The following is an 18542-nucleotide window of genomic DNA, read 5'->3' as shown; positions in this document are numbered from 1 at the left end:
GACGCTGGGCACGGGGCGCGTGCTCGACGGCACGGACACGGTCGCCGGCGTGCTCGACGACGCGCATGAGCTGGCCCTGGGCGCGGAGCCACCTCGGCCTCCCAGAAAGGGGCGAACTTCCGGATTCCGGAACCATGGTCTAACATCCGGAATATGACCCAGCCGACGGACGAGCCCAAGCTCGTCGGATCCGATCGCGTGCTGGCGGTGCTGGCGGAGCTGGCCCGCCACCCCGACGGGATCGGGCTGGAGGAGATGGCGCGGGCGGTGGCCAGCCCCAAGCCGACGGTCCACCGCGCGCTGGCCTCGCTGCGCAGGGCCGGGTTCGCCACGCAGAACGGCCACGGCCGCTACGAGCTCGGCGACGAGTTCCTGCGGATGGCCTTCGCCCACCACGAGGCCCGCCCCGACCACCTCCGCGTCACCCCGATCCTCAAGAAGCTCTGCGACCGCTACGGCGAGACCATCCACTACGCGGCCCTCGAAGGCACCTCGGTCGTCTATCGCGCCAAGCTCGACCCGCCGTCCGGCGCGGTGCGGCTGACCTCGGTCGTCGGCGGCCGCAACCCCGCCCACTGCACCGCCGTCGGCAAGGTGCTGCTGGCCGGCGTCCTGCCCGACGAGGACGCGGTACGCGCCTGGGCCGGCGGCCGGGCCCTGGAGCGGCCGACCGAGCGCTCCATCGGCACGGCCGGAGAGCTGCACGCCGAGCTGGCCCGCATCCGCGAGCAGGGCTACGCCGTCGACGACCAGGAGAACGAGCCGGGCGTCAACTGCCTGGCCGTGCCCGCCTACCTGACCTCGCCCATCGTGCCCAGCGGCGCGATCAGCGTCAGCGCCCTGGCCTACCGCACGCCGCTGAAGGCGCTGGTCGACGACCTGCCCGCGATCCGCGCCGCCGTCTCGGGCGAGGAGCACCCGTGACGCTCACCGCCTCCCAGTCGATCCAGTTCATCCCCTGATTTCCGAACCGACGGAGAAATGACCGTGCACCTCATGCGCATCGGCGCGCCCGGCGCCGAGAAGCCCGTCGTCCGCGTGGACGACACCCACTACATCGACGTCTCCGACGTCACCCCCGACTTCGACGAGCGCTTCTTCGCCCAAGGCGGCGCCGCGCTGCTGGCCGGCCGGGTCGCCGAGGGCGACGTGCGGGAGTTCGCCGGCGAGCGGATCGGCGCGCCGATCGCCCGCCCGCACCAGATCCTGTGCATCGGCCTGAACTACAGCGACCACGCCGCCGAGACCGGCCAGGCGGTGCCCGACGAGCCGATCCTGTTCACCAAGTCGCCCAACACGCTCGTCGGCCCGTACGACGACGTGCGCATCCCGCGCGGCTCCACCAAGACCGACTGGGAGGTGGAGCTGGGCATCGTCATCGGTAAGCGCACCTCCTACCTCGACTCGGTCGAGGAGGCGAAGGACGCCATCGCCGGCTACTGCGTGGTCAACGACGTCAGCGAGCGCGCGTTCCAGATGGAGCGCGGCGGCCAGTGGAGCAAGGGCAAGTCGGCCGAGACGTTCAACCCGGCCGGGCCGTGGCTGGTCACCCCGGACGAGATCCCCGACGTGCGCGACCTCGGCATGTGGCTGGACGTCAACGGCACCCGCCGCCAGACCGGCACCACCAAGACGATGGTCTTCGACCCGTACTTCATCGTGCACCACCTGAGCCAGTTCATGGTGCTGGAGCCCGGCGACCTGATCAACACCGGCACCCCGCCCGGCGTGGGCATGGGCTTCGACCCGCAGATCTGGCTGCAGCCCGGCGACGTCATGGAGCTCGGCATCGACGGGCTCGGGCGGCAGCGCCAGCAGGTTCTGGGCCCCCGGTAGTGCGGGCGCTGGTCTTCACCGGCCCGCGCAAGGCCGAGGTGCGGGACATCGAGCCGCCGGTCGCGACGCCCGGGGAGGTGGTCGTGGACGTCGAGCGGGTGGGCGTCTGCGGCACCGACGTGGAGCTGTTCACCGGCGAGATGAGCTACCTGCACACCGGCCGCTCGTGGTATCCGCTGCGGCCCGGCCACGAGTGGTGCGGCGTCGTCACCGCGCTCGGGGACGGGGTCGCGGCGGAGTGGCTGGGCCGGCGGGTGACCGGCGACACCATGCTGGGCTGCGGGCGCTGTGCCCGCTGCCGCGCGGGCCGCCACCACGTGTGCGCGGAGCTGGCGGAGATCGGCATCAGCCGGGGCCGTCCCGGCGCGCTGGCCGAGCAGCTCGCCGTGCCGGTGACGGCGCTGCACCCGCTGCCGGACACGGTGGACCCCACGCTCGGCGCGCTCGCCGAACCGGGCGGGAACGCGCTCAGAGCCGTCGAGGCCGCCGGCCTCCAGCCGGGCGAGCGGCTGCTGATCCTGGGCACGGGCACGATCGGCCTGCTGGCGGCGCTGTTCGCGCGCGCCCAGGGGATCGAGGCCCACCTGCTCTGCCGCGACCAGGAAGCCCTCCGCCTGGCCCAGCCCCTTGGCCTCGCCACCGCCGCCGTCCGGGCCGGGTCGTCGGCGCGGGCGGATGCCCACCCGGCGTCGGCGGGCGTCTGGACCAGGGCGTCGCTGCCTGAGCTGCCCTGGCATGCCGTCGTCGACGCCTCCAACGCCCCCGGCCTGCCGGGGCTCGCCCTCGAACTCGTCGAGCCCGCCCGGCGGGTGGTCCTCATCGGCCTGGCCGGCACGCCGAGTACCCTCGACACCCGTGACCTGGTGCTCAAGGACGTCACCGCCGTCGGCATCCTGGGCGGCTCGGCCGGGCTGGCCGGCGCCATCGCCGCCTACGCCGACGGCTCGGTGGACGCCCGCCCGCTGGTGGCCGTCACGGCCGGCCTGGCCGAGACGGTCGGCATCCTGGCCGGACGCCGCCCGGCCGGGGCCGGTCCCGGTCCGAAGATCCACATCGACCCCCGCCGTTAGACGGACGAAGACCGGCCCCGGCCCCGCCGCCGGGCGTACGCACACCACACCGACCCGTACGAAGAGAGCACGAGCGTGACCCACCCTGAACCGCGCCCTGAATCGCGACGGCTGAGCGCGCCCGACCCCGCCGTCCTCGCGGCGGTGGAGACCGCCGTGCCCGGCATCACCCGGACCCGGGCCAGCGACCGGCTCGGCATGGCCCACGACGCCTCCCACTACCTGCTCACCCCGCAGGCCGTGCTGGTGCCCGAGAGCGCCGGGCAGGTGGCGGCCCTGATGCGGGCCGGGCTGCAGCTGACGTTCCGATCGGGCGGGACCAGCCTGAGCGGGCAGGGGGTGAGCGAGCACCTGCTGGTGGACACGCGCCGGCACTTCCGCGGCATCGAGGTGCTCGACGACGGCGCCCGCGTACGGGTGCAGCCGGGCGCGGTGCTGCGGCAGGTCAACGCCCGCCTCGCCGCGTACGGCCGCAAGCTGGGCCCGGACCCGGCCAGCGAGTCGGCGTGCACGATCGGCGGGGTCGTGGCCAACAACTCCAGCGGCATGACCTGCGGCACGCACGCCAACACGTACCGGACGCTGGAGTCGATGACGCTGGTGCTGCCCAGCGGCACCGTGCTCGACACCGGCGCCCCCGACGCCGACGAGCGCCTGCGCGCCCTGGAGCCCGAGCTGGCGGCGGGCCTGGAACGGCTGCGCGACCGCGTCCGCGGCAACCCCGGCTCGGTGCGCCGCATCGAGGCCCAGTTCGCGCTCAAGAACACCATGGGCTACGGCCTGAACAGCTTCCTCGACCACGACTCGCCCGCGCAGATCCTCGCCCACCTGGTCATCGGCAGCGAAGGCACCCTCGGGTTCGTCGCCGAGGCCGTGCTGCGCACGGTCCCCGCGCACCGGCTGGCCGCCACCGGGCTGCTGGTGTTCCCGAGCCTGCGGCAGGCGATGGCCGCGATGCCCGGTCTGGTCGCCGCCGAGCCCGCTGCCGTCGAGCTGCTGGACGCCGAGTCCCTGCGGGTGGCCCAGACCGACCCCAAGGCCGACGACGTCCTGCGTACGCTGGCCGTCGCCGAGCACGCCGCGCTGCTCATCGAGTGGCAGGAGTCGGACGCGGACCTGCTCGGCGAGCGCGAGCGCGCCGCCGAGCACGTGTTCGCCGAGCTGGAGCTGTCCGCCCCGGCCCGGCTCAGCAGGGAGAGCGGCGGACGGGCGGCGCTGTGGCACATCCGCAAGGGCTTGTACGCCTCCGTCGCCGGAGCCCGCCCCAGCGGCACCACCGCGCTGCTCGAAGACGTCGCCGTCCCGGTCCCCGTCCTGGCCGACCTGTGCGACGACCTGAACGACCTGTTCGCCAAGCATCGCTACGAGCGCAGCGTCGTCTTCGGCCACGCCAAGGACGGCAACCTGCACTTCATGCTCAACGAGCGCTTCGACACCGATCTGGCGCGCTACGCCGACTTCACCGAGGACCTGGTCCAGGCCGTCCTGGAGCGCGGCGGCACGCTGAAGGCCGAGCACGGCACCGGCCGGGTGATGGCCCCGTTCGTCCGCCGCCAGTACGGCGACGAGCTGTACGAGGTGATGCGCGAGGTCAAGCGCCTGTGCGACCCCGCCGGCACGCTGAACCCCGGCGTCGTGCTCACCGACGACCCGGACGCCCACCTGCGCGACCTCAAGACCGTCGTCACGGTCGAGCCCGAGGTGGACAGGTGCGTCGAGTGCGGCTACTGCGAGCCCGTCTGCCCCAGCCGCGACCTGACCACGACCCCGCGCCAGCGGATCGTGCTGCGCCGCGAGCTCGCCGCCGCCCAGGAGGCGGGCGACCACGCGCTCGCCCGCGAGCTGGAGCAGGAGTACGGCTACGACGCGGTGGACACCTGCGCCGTGGACGGCATGTGCGCCACCGCCTGCCCCGTCCTGATCAACACCGGCGACCTGACCAAGCGCCTGCGCGCCGAGCGCCACGGCCGCCTGGCGCAGCGAGGCTGGAAGACGGCCGCCGACCGCTGGCAGACGGTGACCGGCGCGCTCAACCTGGCTCTCGACACGGCCGCCGCCGTGCCGCCCCGGCTGCCCGAGACCGCGAGCCGGGCCGCCCGCGCCGTCGTCGGCCAGGACACCGTCCCGCAGTGGAGCCGTGACCTGCCGGGCGGCGGAACGCGCCGCCGCCAGGACCCGGTCGCGGACGCCGACGTCGTCTACGTCCCGTCCTGCCTGAACACCCTGTTCGGCCCCGCCGAGGGCGGCCCCGGCGTGCTGGCCGCCTTCCGGCGGCTCGCCGAGCGGGCGGGCGTGCGCCTGCACATCCCCGAGGGGATCGGCGGCCTGTGCTGCGGCACGCCCTGGTCGTCCAAGGGCTACACCGACGGCCACGAGGCCATGGGCCGTCGCGTGCGCGACGTGCTGCGCACGGCCACCGGCGACGGCCGGATCGCGGTGGTCAGCGACGCCGCGTCCTGCACCGAGGGCTTCGAGCACCTGGTCCCGGGCCTCCAGGTGACCGACGCGGTGGCCTACACGGCCGGGCACCTGCTGCCCCGGCTGACCGTGCGGCGCCGCCTGCCGTCCCTGGCCCTGCATCCGACCTGCTCCTCGACCCGTCTCGGGCTGGACGCCGCCATCGCCAGGATCGCCGAGGCGGTCGCCGAGCGGGTCACCGTACCGGAGGGGTGGCAGTGCTGCGGCTTCGCCGGCGACCGGGGGCTGCTGCACCCGGAGCTGACCGACTCGGCCACCCGCGCGGAGGCGGCCGCGGTGACCGAGGGGGACTTCGCCGCCCACGCCTCGGTCAACCGCACCTGCGAGCTCGGCCTGACGCGCGCCACCGGGAAGCCGTACCGCCACCTCCTGGAGCTGCTCGACCAGGTCACGGCCTGAGCCGGCGGCTCAGGCGGCGTCGCCGAGGAAGCCCTGCTTGCCCAGCCAGTCGGCGGACACCTTGGCGGGCTCCTCGCCGTCCACGTCCACCTTGGCGTTGAGCTGCTGCATGGTGGCGTCGTCCAGCTTGGCGATCACCGGCTGGAGCACCTTCTCCAGCGCGGGATGCTTCTGGTACGTCTCCTGCCGCATGGTCATGGCCGCGTTGTAGATCGGGAAGAACTTCTTGTCGTCCTCCAGCACGGTCAGGCCGAGCGCGGCGATGCGGCCGTCGGTGGTGAACACCTCGCCGAAGTTGCAGGTCTGGCCCTTGTCGGTCTCGGTGTAGACGACGCCGGTGTCCAGCAGGCTGATCTGCTTCTTCGGCAGGGTCATGCCGTAGGCCTTGCTCAGGCCGGGCAGCCCGTCGTCACGGGTGGAGAACTCCGTCTCGATGCAGATCGTGATCTCCTCGGGCTTCGTCTGAGCCAGCTTCGCCACGTCGGAGACCGTCTTGACCCCCAGCTCGGCCGCCTTCTCGGAGCGGATGGCCAGGGCGTAGGTGTTGTTCAGCGGTGTGGGGCCGATCCACTGGATCTTGTTCTTGGCCAGGTCGTCCTTCGCGGTGGCCGCGAACTGCTTGGCCGGGTCCTGGATCGGGGTGGTGTTGCGCAGGTGCTCGATCCAGCCGGTGCCGGAGTACTCCCAGTACATGTCGATCTCGCCGGCCGTCAGGGCCTTGCGGTTGGGCACGGTGCCGCCGAGGTTGGTCTTGTCGACGATCTCGGCCCCGTGCGCCGTCAGCAGCTGAACGGCGATCTTGCCGAGCATGATGTTCTCGGTGAAGTCCTTGGAACCGACGACGAACTTGGCGCCCGCCAGCTCGTTGCCTGCACTGCCCGACTCCACGGCGTCGGCTGAGCCGCAGGCGCTGACCGTCGTGATGGCCAGAGCCGCGGCGGCGAGCAGGGGGAACGTCTGTCGAAGCGGGCGGGAGATCATACAGGGACACCTCTTGGTTGTGATCGGGGGAAATTGCCGCGGAGTTCGTACGTCACATGCCGCGTGGCTTGAGCAGGCTCTCGGCGAGACCGCCGAGCCAGTCGACGAGGAAGGCGATGCACGCGGTCAGCACGCCTCCGACGATGGTCACGGGCATCCGGTTCAGCTTGAGCCCGTTGATGATCAGCTCGCCGAAGCCGCCGGCCGCGACGAAGGCGCCCAGCGTGGCGACGCCGACGGTGAGCACCAGCGCGGTGCGCAGCCCGGCCAGGATGGCGGGGACGGCCAGCTTGAGCTCCACCCTGCGCAGGATCTGGCCTCGGGTCATGCCCATGCCGCGGGCGGCCTCGATGAGCGCGGGATCGACCTGCTGCACCCCGACCATGGTGTTGCGCAGCACCGGGAGCACGGCGTAGGCGACGAGGCCGACGAGCGCGGTCTGGAAGCCCACGCCCATCACGAACGTGCACAGCACGAGCAGCCCGATGCACGGGATCGCCTGGCCGAGGTTGCCGATGGTGAGGATGACCGGGGTGATCAGCCGGTTCCTGGCGCGGGAGGCGACGATGCCCAGCGGGATCGCGATCACCACGACGAGGGCGGTGGCCGCGACCGTCATCTGCACGTGCTCGATCGCCTTGGTCAGGAGCACCGTTCCGTTGAGGCTGCGCTGCTCGATGGAGTCCAGCTCCAGCGTGCCGACCCAGGCGTACAGGGCGGCCAGGACGGCGCAGACGACGGCGGGCGTGACGAGGTGGCGCAGGCCGGACGAGCGGCCGGCCGGGCGGGCCCGGCCGACGGCCAGGGTCTCAGCGGTCACCCGAGATCACTTCCTCGCGGGCGGGCGCGGGCCGGGTGCCGAGCGCCGCGCACAGCGCGGCGTAGGTGAGCACACCCCCGGGCGTGCTGCAGCGGTCGGATCCGTGGGCCATCATGGCGTCCAGCGCCTCGCGGAGGCTGGCGTCGGCGGCGACCTGCGGCAGGAGCGGGTCGGGGAGCGTGCCGGTGGCCGGTACGTCCGCCACGCGCAGCAGCGCCAGCCGCTTGAGCGTGACGTCCTGGCCGATGAAGCCCGCGACGTAGTCGTCGGCGGGGGCGGCGAGGATGGCGGCGGGCGTGTCGTACTGCGCGATCTTCGAGCCCTCGCGCAGCACCGCGATGCGGTCGCCCAGCTTGATGGCCTCCTCGAAGTCGTGCGTGACGAAGATGATCGTCTTGCGGAGCTGCTTCTGCAGCTTCACGAACTCGTTCTGCAGGTGCTCGCGGGTGATGGGGTCGGTGGCGCCGAACGGCTCGTCCATCAGCATCACGGGCGGGTCGGCGGCCAGCGCCCTGGCCACGCCCACACGCTGCTGCTGCCCGCCGGAGAGCTGGCGCGGGTAGCGGTCGCGGAAGGCCGACGGCTCCAGGCTGACCAGCGCGAGCAGCTCCTCCACCCGGGCCGCGATCCGGCCGGCCGGCCAGCCGAGCAGCTTCGGCACCAGCCCGATGTTCTGGGCGACGGTCTGGTGCGGGAAGAGGCCCACCTGCTGGATGGCGTACCCGATGTGCCTGCGCAGCTCGTCGGGGTCGAGGCTGAGCGCGTCCTGGCCGCCGATGCGGATCTCGCCCGAGGTGGGCTCGACCAGGCGGTTGATCATCTTCATGGTGGTGGTCTTGCCGCAGCCGGAGGGGCCGACGAAGACGACCAGCTCGCCGGCCGGGATGTCGAGGCTGATGTCGTCGACCGCTGGGGCGGGCTGCCCCGGGTAATGCTTGGTCAGCGAGCGCAACTCGATGCGCACGCCTTCGGTGTCACGGTCGAACACGAAGCCCCCTCGGGGTGGTCAGCTGGCGGACGGCGAAGAAGAACAGGTCGAACAGGACGGCGATGACGACGATGCCGAGCGTTCCGGCGAGGGTGGCGTTCAGCGAGTTCGCCGAGCCGAGCCGGGACAGGCCCTCGAAGATCTGCGTCCCGAGTCCAGGGCCGTCCACGAAGGCGGCGGTGGCGGCGATGCCGATCAGCATCTGCGTCGAGATGCGCACGCCGGTCAGGACCAGCGGCCAGGCGAGCGGGAGCTGCAGGCGCAGCATGAGCCGGGTACGGCTCAGGCCCATGCCCCGTCCGGCCTCCACGGTGGCCGGGTCCAGCCCGCGCAGCCCGGTCACGGTGTTGCGGATGATCGGCAGGAACGCGTATACGGTGAGCGAGAGCAACGTGGAGCCCCAGCCGAGCCCGGTCAAGGGGATGAGCAGGGTCAGCAGCGCGAGCGACGGAATCGTCAGGATCGCCGCGGAGATCGCGATCGAGCTGCCGCGTGCTTTGGGGGAGTCGTAACTGAGGAGCCCGATGCCGACTCCGACGACGGTGGCGATGACGATGGCGATCGCCACGACGAGGGCGTGTTCGGCGGCGGCCAGCGAGAGAGTGTCCCAGCGTGAGACCACGTACTCGCTGAAATTCATGGGGGTACCGCCTTCGCCTACGCTTGCATGAGTTCGCAAACGTATGCGATGTGTTGCAATCAGCGCAAAGTCGGGTGCAACTACCGCAACAGTTATGAAGTGGTTTCGTCATGAACGGATGGGGATGAGCGAGAAGCCGCCAACGTCGTCGGCCGGGCTGCGCCGTGACATGGAGATCCTCGAAGTACTCGCTGGTCACGGCGATGATCGGGACGCTGACGGGTTCGGGGTCAGCTGGATCGCGCAGCGGCTCGGCAGGGAGAAGAGCCAGGTCTCCCGGGCGCTGCGGGCACTCGAGATCGAGGGCATGGTCGAGCGGGACCCGATCAGCCGGCGCTACCGTCTCGGGTGGCGGCTGTTCGCGCTCGCCTCGCGCACCCACCTGCCCAGGCTCGTCCAGGTGGCCGCGCCGTTCCTGCGGAGCCTGGCGACGGCCTTCGACGAGGACGCCTACCTGGGCGTGCTGCGCGGCAACATGGTGCTGACGCTGTTGTCGGTGCCGTCGTCGCGCGCCTATCACCGGGTGTGGGAGGGCGTCTCGGTGCCGGTGATCATGGCTGCCGCCGGCCGGTCGCTGCTGGCCGAGTGGGACGAGGAGTCCGTCCGCGACCTGCTGCGCACCACCCTGCCCTCCGGGCTGGACAGTGCCGTGAGCAGCGCGGACGAGTGGCTGGCCGATCTCGCCCACGTCCGCTCGGCCGGTTACGCGGTCTCGGACATGGAGCTGGAGGACAACGCCGCCGGGGTGTCGGCGCCCGTACGCGACCACCGAGGGCTGATCACCGCGGCGATCAGCGTGTCCGTGACGCGCGCGGCGGCGCCGGCCCGCCTGCACGAGATGGGCGCCGTCGTGGCGGAGACGGCCCGGCGGCTCTCCGCCGTGCTGGGCTTCAAGCTGGGCGAGCCCGGGATGTGACCGAGGCTTGTGGCCCTGGTCGAAGACGTTGTAGCTTGCTCGTAGCATGACAGTTATCGATAACAGCACGGAGAGTAGTCGAGACTGTGCCACAAGCGAAGGCGACCATCTACACGGTCGCGCGCGCCGCAGGAGTGAGCGCGCAGACCGTCTCCCGGGTGCTCAACGGGACCGGCCAGGTCAGCGAGAAGACCCGCGCCGCCGTCCGCGCCGCGATCGAGGCGCAGGGCTACCGGCCGAACACGGTCGGGCGGAGCCTGCGCGCCTCCCGCACGCCGATGATCGGCGTGCTGGTGGCCGACATCGGCAACCCGTTCTACGCCCGCCTGCACCGCGCGATCGAACGCCGGCTGGCCGGCAGCGGCTACTCGCTGATGCTGATGAACTGCGATGACGACGCGCAGATCGAGCGCCGCCAGCTCGACCTGCTCCGCTCCTACCGGCCGGCCGGGCTGGTCATCGTCCCGTCGGTCGGCAGCTCGCTGGACGAGACGGACCTGCGGGCGTTCGGTCACGTCGTCAGCGTCAGCCGCGTGCTCGACGACGTACACGTTCCCGCGATCGTCACCGACGAGCGGGAGGCCGTCGCCGCGGCGGCGGCCGAGCTGCTCGCGCTCGGGCACACCGAGATCGCCATGATCCTCGGCCCCCCGGAGGCGTCCACCACCCGCGCCCGTGCGGCGGGCTTCCACGCGGCCGTGGCCGGGCGGCCCGGCTGCCGCGGGCACGCGCGCCACACCGACGGAACGCGGGCGGGCGGGGAGGCCGCGGCCGGCGAACTGCTCGGCACGCACCCGGGCGTCACCGGGATGATCGGCTTCAACGCGCTCGTCACGGAGGGGATCGTCAGCGCCGTCCGCACGGCCGGCCGTGCCTGCCCGGACGAGGTCTCGGTCATCGGGTTCACCGACGCGGGGTGGATGACCCTGTACCAGCCGGCCATCTCCGTGATCGACCAGCCGGTGGAGGAGATGGGCGCCCTCGCGGGGCGGCTGCTGCTCGACCTGGCCGCGGGCGAGAGCGTCGATCCAGGGCCCTGGGTCGTGCCGAGCACCCTGATCAGGCGGGGCTCGGTGGCCCCGCCCGCGACGACGAAGGAGTCCAGGACATGAGAATCGCGTCGGTCGGCACGCACGTGGTCGCCGAGAAGCTGCGGACGCCGTTCGGGATGTCCCAGTGGTCGTGGGAGACCCGCAGCAGCTGCCTCGTGGAGATCGTGACCGATGAGGGGATCATCGGATGGGGGGAGTGCTTCGGCCCCGCCGAGGGCAGCCGCGCGCTCATCGACTCCGTGTACGCCCCGCTGCTGGTCGGAGCGGACCCGTTCGAGCACATCGCCCTGTGGGAGTCGATGTACAACCGCGGCCGCGAGTGGGGGCGCGCGGGCGTTCCGATCGCCGCGATCTCCGGCGTCGAGATCGCGCTGTGGGACATCGTCGGCAAGGCGCTCGGCCAGCCGATCCACCGGCTGCTCGGCGGCCGGGCGCCGGAGTCGTTCGAGGCCTACGCCTCGGCGTTCTACTACGGCGGCGAATGGCAGGACGACCTCGAAGCCGAGGCGCGGCACCTCGTCGAGCAGGGCTACCGCCACGTCAAGATGAAGGTCGGAGCCGGCCTGCGGTCCGACATCGAGCGCGTGCACCGCGTACGCGCGGCGCTGGGGCCTGACGTCCTCCTGGCCGCCGACGCCAACCGCGGCTACACCACGGCCGAGGCCCTGATGTTCGCCCGCGAGACCGAGCCGGACGCGCTGTGGTTCTTCGAGGAGCCGGTGATCCCGGAGGACCTGGCCGGCTACCGCGAGCTGAGGGCGTCCACGGGAGTGCCCATCGCGGGAGGGGAGTCGGCGTTCACCCGCTGGGGCTTCGCGGAGCTGATCGAGTCGCGGGCCGTGGACCTGCTGCAGCCCGACGCCACCGCCTGCGGCGGGCTCCGCGAGACGCTGCTGATCGCCGGCCTGGCCAGCGTCCACGGCATCCCGACGCTGCCCCACGTGTGGGGCTCCGCGATCACCGTGGCCGCGGGCCTGCACCTGGCCACCGCGCTGCCCGTCGTGACCCCCTCGCTCGGGCGCACACCGCCGGTCATCGAGCTCGACCAGGCACCCAACTCCTTCCGGCAGAACCTGTCGGATCTCGCCATCGGGCCGGTGATGTCCGTGCCCCACGGCCCTGGGCTCGGCATCGAGATCGACCGGACCGTCATCGAGGCGTACCGAGCCTGACCACCCGACACCGAACCGCACCCCGAACCGCACACCGCACCGCACCGCACACCGCACAGCACTAAGGAACAACCCGTGCCATCGGACCCGCACCCCACCCACGCCCCCGCCCTGACTCCGACTCTGCCGCACAAATGGCTGCGCATCAGCGGACTGCTGCTCGTCGGCCTGTTCGTCGCCTACCTCGACCGCTCCAACCTGTCGGTCGGGATCAAGAACATCTCCACCGACCTCGGGTTCTCCGGCGAGAAGTTCGCCGGCACGTCGAGCCTGGCCCTGACCGCGTTCCTCGTCGGCTACCTGATCGCGAACTTCCTCGGCGGCTTCCTCACCGCCAGGATCGACGCCAAGTGGATCCTGCTCGCCACCGTCGCGGGCTACTCGCTGTGCACGGTGCTCATCGGCTTCGCGGACTCCGTCGGCGTCCTCGTCGCGCTGCGCGTCGGCGTCGGCATCTTCGAGGGGATCTACTGGCCCCAGCAGTTCAGGATGGCCAAGGCCTGGTTCGACGACCGGGAGATGAGCCGGGCCAGCGCCATGATCCAGTACTACGGGCAGTATCTCGCCCTGGCGCTCGGCTTCTTCGTCCTGACCCCGGTCGAGGCGTCGTTCGGGTGGCGGCCGATGTTCTGGGTGCTGGGCGCGATCGGGCTCGTCGTCATCCTGCCCCTGTACGCCAGGTTCCTGCCGACCGCGCCCGGCACCACCACCGTCTCCACCGCAGGTCAGAAGAGTGGCGGGCGGCTCACCTTCGCGGCGTTCGGCGGCTGGCGGTTCGTGCTGCTCGTGTTCAGCTATTTCACGAACGGCATGCTCTTCTGGGGGATCACGCTGTTCATCCCGCTCATCGTGCCGACGTTCGGCTTCGCGACGAGCATCAACGGCCTGCTCGCCGCGGCGCCGTACCTCGTCTCGCTGGTGCTGACCGTGCCGATGATGCTCCTCGCCGACCGCACGGGCCGGCGCGGCCCCATCGCGGTCTCCGGGCTCGTCGTCGGCGGGGTCCTGCTCGCCGGCGTCGCGTTCACGACCAACCCCGTGCTGCAGTTCGCGCTGATCTGCCTCGGGCTCGGCTACTTCACCGCCGCCTACACGCCCAACATCTGGGCGATCGCCGTGACCGACCTGCCCGCCCACGCGGTGGGCCCGGCCACCGGGATCATCAACGGTTTCGGGGCCGGCGGTGGCGGCATCGTCGCGGGCGCTCTCGTCGGCGCCCTGCTCGCGGCCACCGGCACGTACGCGCTGGGCCTGTCCGTCCTCGGCCTCGTCGCGATCATCGGCGGCCTCGCGCTGCTGCTGTACACCAGGATGCGGCCGGCCGCGCACTGACCGTCGGCAGCACTCGGCCCCGCGGCGGTGATCGCCGCGGGGCCTCCTGTGATCCGGCGCCTACGCCTCGCTCAGCTCGATCGCGGCGCCCGGGCAGACGGCGGCCGCTTCGCGGACCGCCGCGTGCTGGTCCGCGCCCGGCGCGGCCTCAAGGAGGATGACGATGCCGTCGTCCTCGTTCTGGTCGAACACCTCAGGCGCGATCAGTACGCACTGACCGGCGCCGCAGCACTTGTCCTCGTCGACGATGACTTTCATGACAGGGATCCTCTCTCGGGTCTCGGGGTCACCAGCGGACCGGGACGGTGCGCAGACCGCCGACGGCCAGCCCTTCCACGCGCTCCAGCTCCGCCTCGGGCACGGCCAGCTCCAGCGTGGGCAGCTTGCGCAGCAGCACCTCCAGCACGACCTGCAGCTCCGTGCGGGCCAGCGACTGTCCCAGGCAGGAGTGCGCGCCGGCGCCGAAGGCCAGGTGCGGGTTGGGGCTGCGGCTCAGGTCCATGTCCGCGGCGGCCTCGAAGGCGCTCTCGTCGCGGTTGGCGGCGGCCATGCTGCAGATGACCGTGGTGCCCTTGGGCAGGTGCGTGCCGCTGACCTCGGTCTCCTCCTTGAGGTAGCGCGGCAGGCCGAAGCCGGAGTTGGCGTCGAGGCGCAGGGTCTCCTCCACCGTGGTGCGGATCAGCGACGGGTCGGCCAGCAGGCGCTCCCATTGGGCGCGGTCGGCGAGCAGCATGGAGACCATCTTGCCGATCATGTTGGCGGTGGTCTCGTGCCCCGCGACCAGCAGCGCCATGCCGGTGACCAGGATCTGGATGTCGGACAGCCCGCCGTCCTCGGGGCCGCCGACCGCGATCAGCTCGCTCAGCAGGTCGTCGCCGGGCTCGGCGCGCTTGGCGGCGACGTGGGCGGACATGTACTCGAAGAACGCGGCCTGGGCGGCCTCGATCTCCTCCTTGCCGTACCTGGTGAGGTTGAGCAGGGTGTCGGACCAGTACGAGAGCCGGTCCCGGTCCTCGGCGGGCACGCCCAGCATGTCGCAGATGACGTAGACGGGCAGCGGGAAGCCCAAGGCCGCCTTGAGGTCGCCGGGGGCGCCGCTCTTGACCATGTCGTCGAGGAGGTCCTCGGCGATCTCGGTCATCCGGGGCCGCAGCGCGGACATGCGCTTGGCGGTGAACCACTTGCCGACCAGGCGCCGCCAGTGCTGGTGCTCCTCGCCGCCGTCCGGGATGATCGCGGCGAACTCGCTGCTGAACACCCCGCCGCCCTCGGCCGACAGCCGGGCCGCGTCGGGGGCGTTGAGCTGGCGGGTGAAGCGCGGGTCGGCCAGCACCTCCTTGACGTCCTCGTACCTGGTCAGCAGGCGTGCCTGGTCGCCGCTGGGCAGCTTGACGTGCGCCACCGGGCACGTGCCGCGCAGCTCGGCCCACTCAGCGGGCGGGTCCAGCGGCGCGTCACTGGGGATCGGATAGCTCAGGACCTGCTCGTTGCCACTCATCGGGCATCTCCTCGTTAACCGGTGATCGTGCGAAAACGGGTGATCGATCGAAACGGGTGAATCGCGCGAAACGGGTGATCGTGCGAATGCTCACGCGGGCGTGAGCGGTGGGGTGGTCTGTGCCTGCGTCTGTGCCTGCGCCTGCGTCTGTGCCTGTGCCTGCCAGTCGCCCAGGGACTGCTGCCGGAGCAGGCGGGCCTGCTTGGCCATGTTCCAGCCGAGCACGCCGGTGATCCGGCCGCCCTCGCGGTAGACGGCGGCGAACCGGTGCTGCGCCGGGTCGCCCTCGGCGATGCTCACCTCGGCCGCCGGTGATGGCAGGCCGTGAGCCTGGATCTTGATGTCGTACTGGTCGGTCCAGAAGTAGGGGATCGGCAGGTATGGGCGGTCGGCGCCGAGGATGTTGGCCGCCACGACCTGGGCCTGCTCTGTGGCGTTCGTCCGGTTCTCCAGGCGCAGCCGCCGGCCGATGCCCTCGTGCTCGAACGAGGCCACGTCCCCGACGGCGTAGACGCCCTCGGCGGCGCGGCAGCGCGAGTCGCACTCCACGCCGTCGCCCACGGTCAGGCCGCTTCCCGCCAGCCAGCCGGTCGCCGGGCGGCAGCCGATGGCCACCACGACCGCGTCGGCGGGCAGCAGCTCGCCGGTCGCCAGGCGTACGCCGGTGACCCGCCCGTCCGCCCCGGTCAGCCCGTCGACCGGGGCGCCGAGCCGCAGCCGGACGCCGCGGGCGATGTGTGCCTCCGCGAGCATCGCGCCGAGCACGTCGCCGAGCTGGTCGCCCAGCAGGGTGCGGCCCATGCCGGCGAGCGTGACGTCCAGGCCCATGGTGCGGGCGGTGGCGGCGATCTCCGCGCCCAGCACGCCCTCGCCCACGACTACCAGACGCTCGGCGGCGCTCAGGTGGGCGCGCAGGGTCAGCGCGTGATCCAGGCCGCGCAACACGTGCACGCCCGCCCATCCGCCTGCGGCTCCGCCCGCCGATCCGCTCGCCGGCCCGCTCGTGGCCCCGCCCGGCGATCCGCTTGCGGTTCCGCGCGGCGATCCGCCTGCGGATCCGCTCGCCGGCCCGTTCTGGCCGGGGAGGTGGGAGGGGGTCAGGCCGGTGGCGACGACGAGGACGTCGCCGTGCAGCACGCGGCCGGAGGCCGTGGTGATCGTACGAGCCGCGGCGTTCAGCGCCGTGGCGGGCTCGCCCCGTACGAACTCGGCGCCCAGGGCGTCGAGCTGCTCCTGCGTGCGGAGCTGGGCACGACCCGGCTCCCAGGCTCCGGCCAGGACCTGCTTGGACAGCGGCGGCCGGTCGTAGGGGAGGTGGGGCTCGGCGTCCAGCAGCGTCAGCCGGCCCGCGTAGCCGTGCCGGCGCAGCGCTTCCGCCGTGGCCAGCCCGGCGGCCGACGCGCCGGCGATCAGGATGCTGTCCGGGGAGCTCACGCTGCGTCGCCCAGGTGTCGCGCCACGGCTCGGCCCACACGAATACGCATATGTCGTGATCCTTTCGCTCGTCCCGCCCTGTCACGTTAGCTTACAACTGCAAGATAACTGACATGTGTAAGCAGACGGTAAACTCATGGCGTGGCCACGACGAAACACAGCAACACCCCTTCGAGCGACCGGCGCGTCCTGCGCACACGCGCGGCCCTGGCGCGCGCGCTGATCAAGCTGGTCGAGGAGCGGGAGCTGTCCAGGATCAGCGTGTCCGACGTCGCCGAACACGCGGGAGTGAGCCGCACGGCCTTCTACGACCATTTCCGGGACGTGCACGAGCTGGCCGAAGCCGCCTGCACCGCGATGATCGACACCCTGATCCAGTCCCTGCCGGGACCGAGCGCCGGCGAGACGCCCCTGGAGCCGGAGGTGACGCGGTCGCTGCAGGACTTCTTCGCCAGCCTCGCCGAGCACGCCGGGCTCTACCGCAGCCTGCTGGGGCCGCACGGCAGCGCGTACGTGGCCGACCACATCCGTCGCCGCATCACCGCCGCCATCCACGAACGCCAGAGCGAGGCCACCGCCGGCGGAGAGCTCCCCGAATACGCCGGCGCCCTGTCCGAGGTCCCGCACGACGTCTCTGCCGCGTTCACCGCGGGGGCGCTGCTCGGGGTGGCCGGCGACTGGCTGCAGCGCGGCTGCCCACGCCCGCCGGCCGAGATGGCCGCGCTGACCTGGCCACTCCTCAGCACGCTCTACCACCTCGACGCGACCCCATGATCGAGCGCGTGATTCAGCGTGGGGCCGCGCGCGTGATCGAGCGTGGGTCGAGCCGCTCATCGAGTGCGGAGCCGAGCGCGAGGCCGAGCGCGTGGTTGAGCCTGTGATCGGGTGCGGGGCCGCGCGGGCGGGGGTGCTCAGCCGTCGGGTACGCCCTCCGAGGCGCCTGTCGTCTCACCGCGGTCGAGGCTGATCACTGCGTCGGCCACCGAGAGGTAGAGCGGGATGATGCTGGTCAGCCGGCTCGCATGCAGGGCGTGAAGCACATGCCCCCGCGCGCCCGCCAGCGCCAGTCGCCCGCCCTTGGCGCGCAGCTCCTGCGTCAGGCCGGTGAGCGTGTCGACGCCGCCGCTGTCGAGTGAGTCCAGCCGGCTCACGTCCATGATGAGCATGGGGCCGTAGTCGTCGAGGAGCAGGCGCACTTCCTGCCGCAGGTCGGCCACGGTGCTCCGGTCGAACTCGCCCTGGAGCACCATCGCGGCCCAGCTTCGCCGGTAGTCCGGAAAGACCTTGTGCATCCCCACGGCCTTCTCCTCAGCTACCTCGCCGGAGATCTCACGTGTGCTTGCCAGGCTTTCCTCGTTCTTCTGGCGATCGGCCCAGTTTAGGACCGTATGGGGATGACGCGCCGGACTGGCGGAGGCCACTCTTCCGTTCGTGAGCCGGCCTCGGGGTCTACGTGCCGGGGTACCTGGGATGCCTGCGTGCTTGGGTGCCGGGAGTCGAGGCTCACGGCGGGTCAGATCGCCGGGTGGACCTGGCGGGGTCAGATCGCCAGGTGCACCGTGACGGTGATCGGTCCCAGGCTGCCCTCGATGACCAGGCAGTCGGAGTCCACCGCCGCGGCCCTCCCCGCCGCCTCCTCGGCCGTCTCGCCCAAGGCCGTCGCGTCCTCGGCCGACAGCGTCCTGCGCACCGTCCGCGACATGATGCGCAGGGGCACGTTCACCTCGACGACCTCCGCCTGGCCGCCGCCGATCTGGTCCATCGCCTCACGTACGGCGTAGTCGGCGACGAACGCGCCGAACGATTCGAGTGTGTGGATCGCCGGGCGGTGCTCGTCCAGGTAGCGCCAGTCCATCTTCTTGGCCATCGTTCCTCGTCCCTTCGCTGTGCTGCTTTCTTCGAACCAGCGTCGCGCGGATGGAGGGC

The 18542-nt window shown here is 71.9% G+C and carries 18 protein-coding genes; 9 read left to right on the top strand and 9 right to left on the bottom strand.

Going from position 1 to position 18542, the window contains the following annotated elements; genetic code table 11:
* Positions 1–153: 153 nt before the first annotated feature.
* The 4 genes from ABEA43_RS43120 to ABEA43_RS43105 all read left to right on the top strand — a co-directional run bounded on the left by ABEA43_RS43120 (position 154) and on the right by ABEA43_RS43105 (position 5783).
* Positions 154–924 (top strand): IclR family transcriptional regulator, encoded by a 771-nt coding sequence (locus ABEA43_RS43120; protein WP_345571482.1) that lies wholly within the window; start codon positions 154–156, stop codon positions 922–924.
* 63 nt (positions 925–987) lie between these two features.
* Positions 988–1836: a fumarylacetoacetate hydrolase family protein gene (locus tag ABEA43_RS43115; RefSeq protein WP_345571667.1), complete on the top strand. Its 849-nt coding sequence runs from the start codon at positions 988–990 to the stop codon at positions 1834–1836.
* On the top strand, positions 1836–2906 hold the full coding sequence (locus tag ABEA43_RS43110; protein ID WP_345571480.1) for a zinc-dependent alcohol dehydrogenase: 1071 nt from the start codon (positions 1836–1838) through the stop codon (positions 2904–2906). Before ABEA43_RS43115 ends, ABEA43_RS43110 begins: the two co-directional genes overlap by 1 nt.
* Positions 2907–2981: 75 nt before the next feature.
* On the top strand, positions 2982–5783 hold the full coding sequence (locus ABEA43_RS43105) for an FAD-binding and (Fe-S)-binding domain-containing protein (RefSeq protein WP_345571478.1): 2802 nt from the start codon (positions 2982–2984) through the stop codon (positions 5781–5783).
* A 9-nt stretch (positions 5784–5792) separates the two neighbouring features.
* Here ABEA43_RS43105 and ABEA43_RS43100 read toward each other — a convergent pair whose 3' ends face one another.
* Genes ABEA43_RS43100 through ABEA43_RS43085 form a run of 4 tightly spaced genes read right to left on the bottom strand, consistent with a single transcriptional unit; the run spans position 5793 to position 9212 of the window.
* Positions 5793–6764: a glycine betaine ABC transporter substrate-binding protein gene (locus ABEA43_RS43100; RefSeq protein ID WP_345571476.1), complete on the bottom strand. Its 972-nt coding sequence runs from the start codon at positions 6762–6764 to the stop codon at positions 5793–5795.
* A gap of 52 nt (positions 6765–6816) precedes the next feature.
* Entirely contained in the window at positions 6817–7584 is a 768-nt protein-coding gene (locus ABEA43_RS43095) for an ABC transporter permease (protein WP_345571474.1), read from the bottom strand.
* Entirely contained in the window at positions 7574–8572 is a 999-nt protein-coding gene (locus ABEA43_RS43090) for an ABC transporter ATP-binding protein (protein WP_425570478.1), read from the bottom strand. The genes ABEA43_RS43095 and ABEA43_RS43090 overlap by 11 nt, the downstream gene beginning before the upstream one ends.
* Positions 8559–9212, bottom strand: a complete 654-nt coding sequence (locus ABEA43_RS43085; protein WP_345571472.1) for an ABC transporter permease — start codon at positions 9210–9212, stop codon at positions 8559–8561. The genes ABEA43_RS43090 and ABEA43_RS43085 overlap by 14 nt, the downstream gene beginning before the upstream one ends.
* 124 nt (positions 9213–9336) lie before the next feature.
* Between ABEA43_RS43085 and ABEA43_RS43080 the strand changes: the two genes are divergently transcribed.
* The 4 genes from ABEA43_RS43080 (at position 9337) to ABEA43_RS43065 (ending at position 13684) form a co-directional block, all read left to right on the top strand.
* On the top strand, positions 9337–10128 hold the full coding sequence (locus tag ABEA43_RS43080) for an IclR family transcriptional regulator (RefSeq protein ID WP_345571470.1): 792 nt from the start codon (positions 9337–9339) through the stop codon (positions 10126–10128).
* A gap of 86 nt (positions 10129–10214) precedes the next feature.
* A complete protein-coding gene (locus ABEA43_RS43075) occupies positions 10215–11240 on the top strand; it encodes a LacI family DNA-binding transcriptional regulator (RefSeq protein ID WP_345571468.1) in 1026 nt (341 codons plus the stop codon).
* A complete protein-coding gene (locus tag ABEA43_RS43070; RefSeq protein WP_345571467.1) occupies positions 11237–12352 on the top strand; it encodes a mandelate racemase/muconate lactonizing enzyme family protein in 1116 nt (371 codons plus the stop codon). The genes ABEA43_RS43075 and ABEA43_RS43070 overlap by 4 nt, the downstream gene beginning before the upstream one ends.
* A gap of 75 nt (positions 12353–12427) precedes the next feature.
* Complete coding sequence (locus tag ABEA43_RS43065) at positions 12428–13684, top strand: MFS transporter (RefSeq protein WP_345571465.1); 1257 nt, start codon at positions 12428–12430, stop codon at positions 13682–13684.
* 60 nt (positions 13685–13744) lie between these two features.
* Here ABEA43_RS43065 and ABEA43_RS43060 read toward each other — a convergent pair whose 3' ends face one another.
* The 3 genes from ABEA43_RS43060 to ABEA43_RS43050 form a co-directional block, all read right to left on the bottom strand.
* A complete protein-coding gene (locus tag ABEA43_RS43060) occupies positions 13745–13942 on the bottom strand; it encodes a ferredoxin (RefSeq protein ID WP_345571463.1) in 198 nt (65 codons plus the stop codon).
* Between the two features lie 28 nt (positions 13943–13970).
* Positions 13971–15182, bottom strand: coding sequence for a cytochrome P450 (locus ABEA43_RS43055; protein ID WP_345571462.1), 1212 nt, complete (start codon positions 15180–15182; stop codon positions 13971–13973).
* A gap of 90 nt (positions 15183–15272) precedes the next feature.
* On the bottom strand, positions 15273–16616 hold the full coding sequence (locus ABEA43_RS43050; protein WP_345571460.1) for an NAD(P)/FAD-dependent oxidoreductase: 1344 nt from the start codon (positions 16614–16616) through the stop codon (positions 15273–15275).
* Between the two features lie 141 nt (positions 16617–16757).
* On the opposite strand from ABEA43_RS43050, the gene ABEA43_RS43045 reads away from it, so the two are divergent.
* A complete protein-coding gene (locus tag ABEA43_RS43045; protein ID WP_345571459.1) occupies positions 16758–17390 on the top strand; it encodes a TetR/AcrR family transcriptional regulator in 633 nt (210 codons plus the stop codon).
* A 137-nt stretch (positions 17391–17527) separates the two neighbouring features.
* Here ABEA43_RS43045 and ABEA43_RS43040 read toward each other — a convergent pair whose 3' ends face one another.
* Together ABEA43_RS43040 and ABEA43_RS43035 are read right to left on the bottom strand one after the other, a co-directional pair.
* Positions 17528–17908 carry an STAS domain-containing protein gene (locus ABEA43_RS43040; protein ID WP_345571663.1) on the bottom strand — a complete coding sequence of 127 codons (381 nt, stop codon included), beginning with the start codon at positions 17906–17908 and terminating at the stop codon, positions 17528–17530.
* A gap of 248 nt (positions 17909–18156) precedes the next feature.
* On the bottom strand, positions 18157–18483 hold the full coding sequence (locus ABEA43_RS43035; protein WP_345571458.1) for a hypothetical protein: 327 nt from the start codon (positions 18481–18483) through the stop codon (positions 18157–18159).
* Positions 18484–18542 lie beyond the last annotated feature (59 nt).

The organism is Nonomuraea rosea, from assembly GCF_039539705.1.
GTDB classification, from domain to species: domain Bacteria; phylum Actinomycetota; class Actinomycetes; order Streptosporangiales; family Streptosporangiaceae; genus Nonomuraea; species Nonomuraea rosea.
The sequence above is the reverse complement of the archived record's forward strand: the minus strand, read 5'-3'. Positions and strand labels throughout refer to the sequence as shown.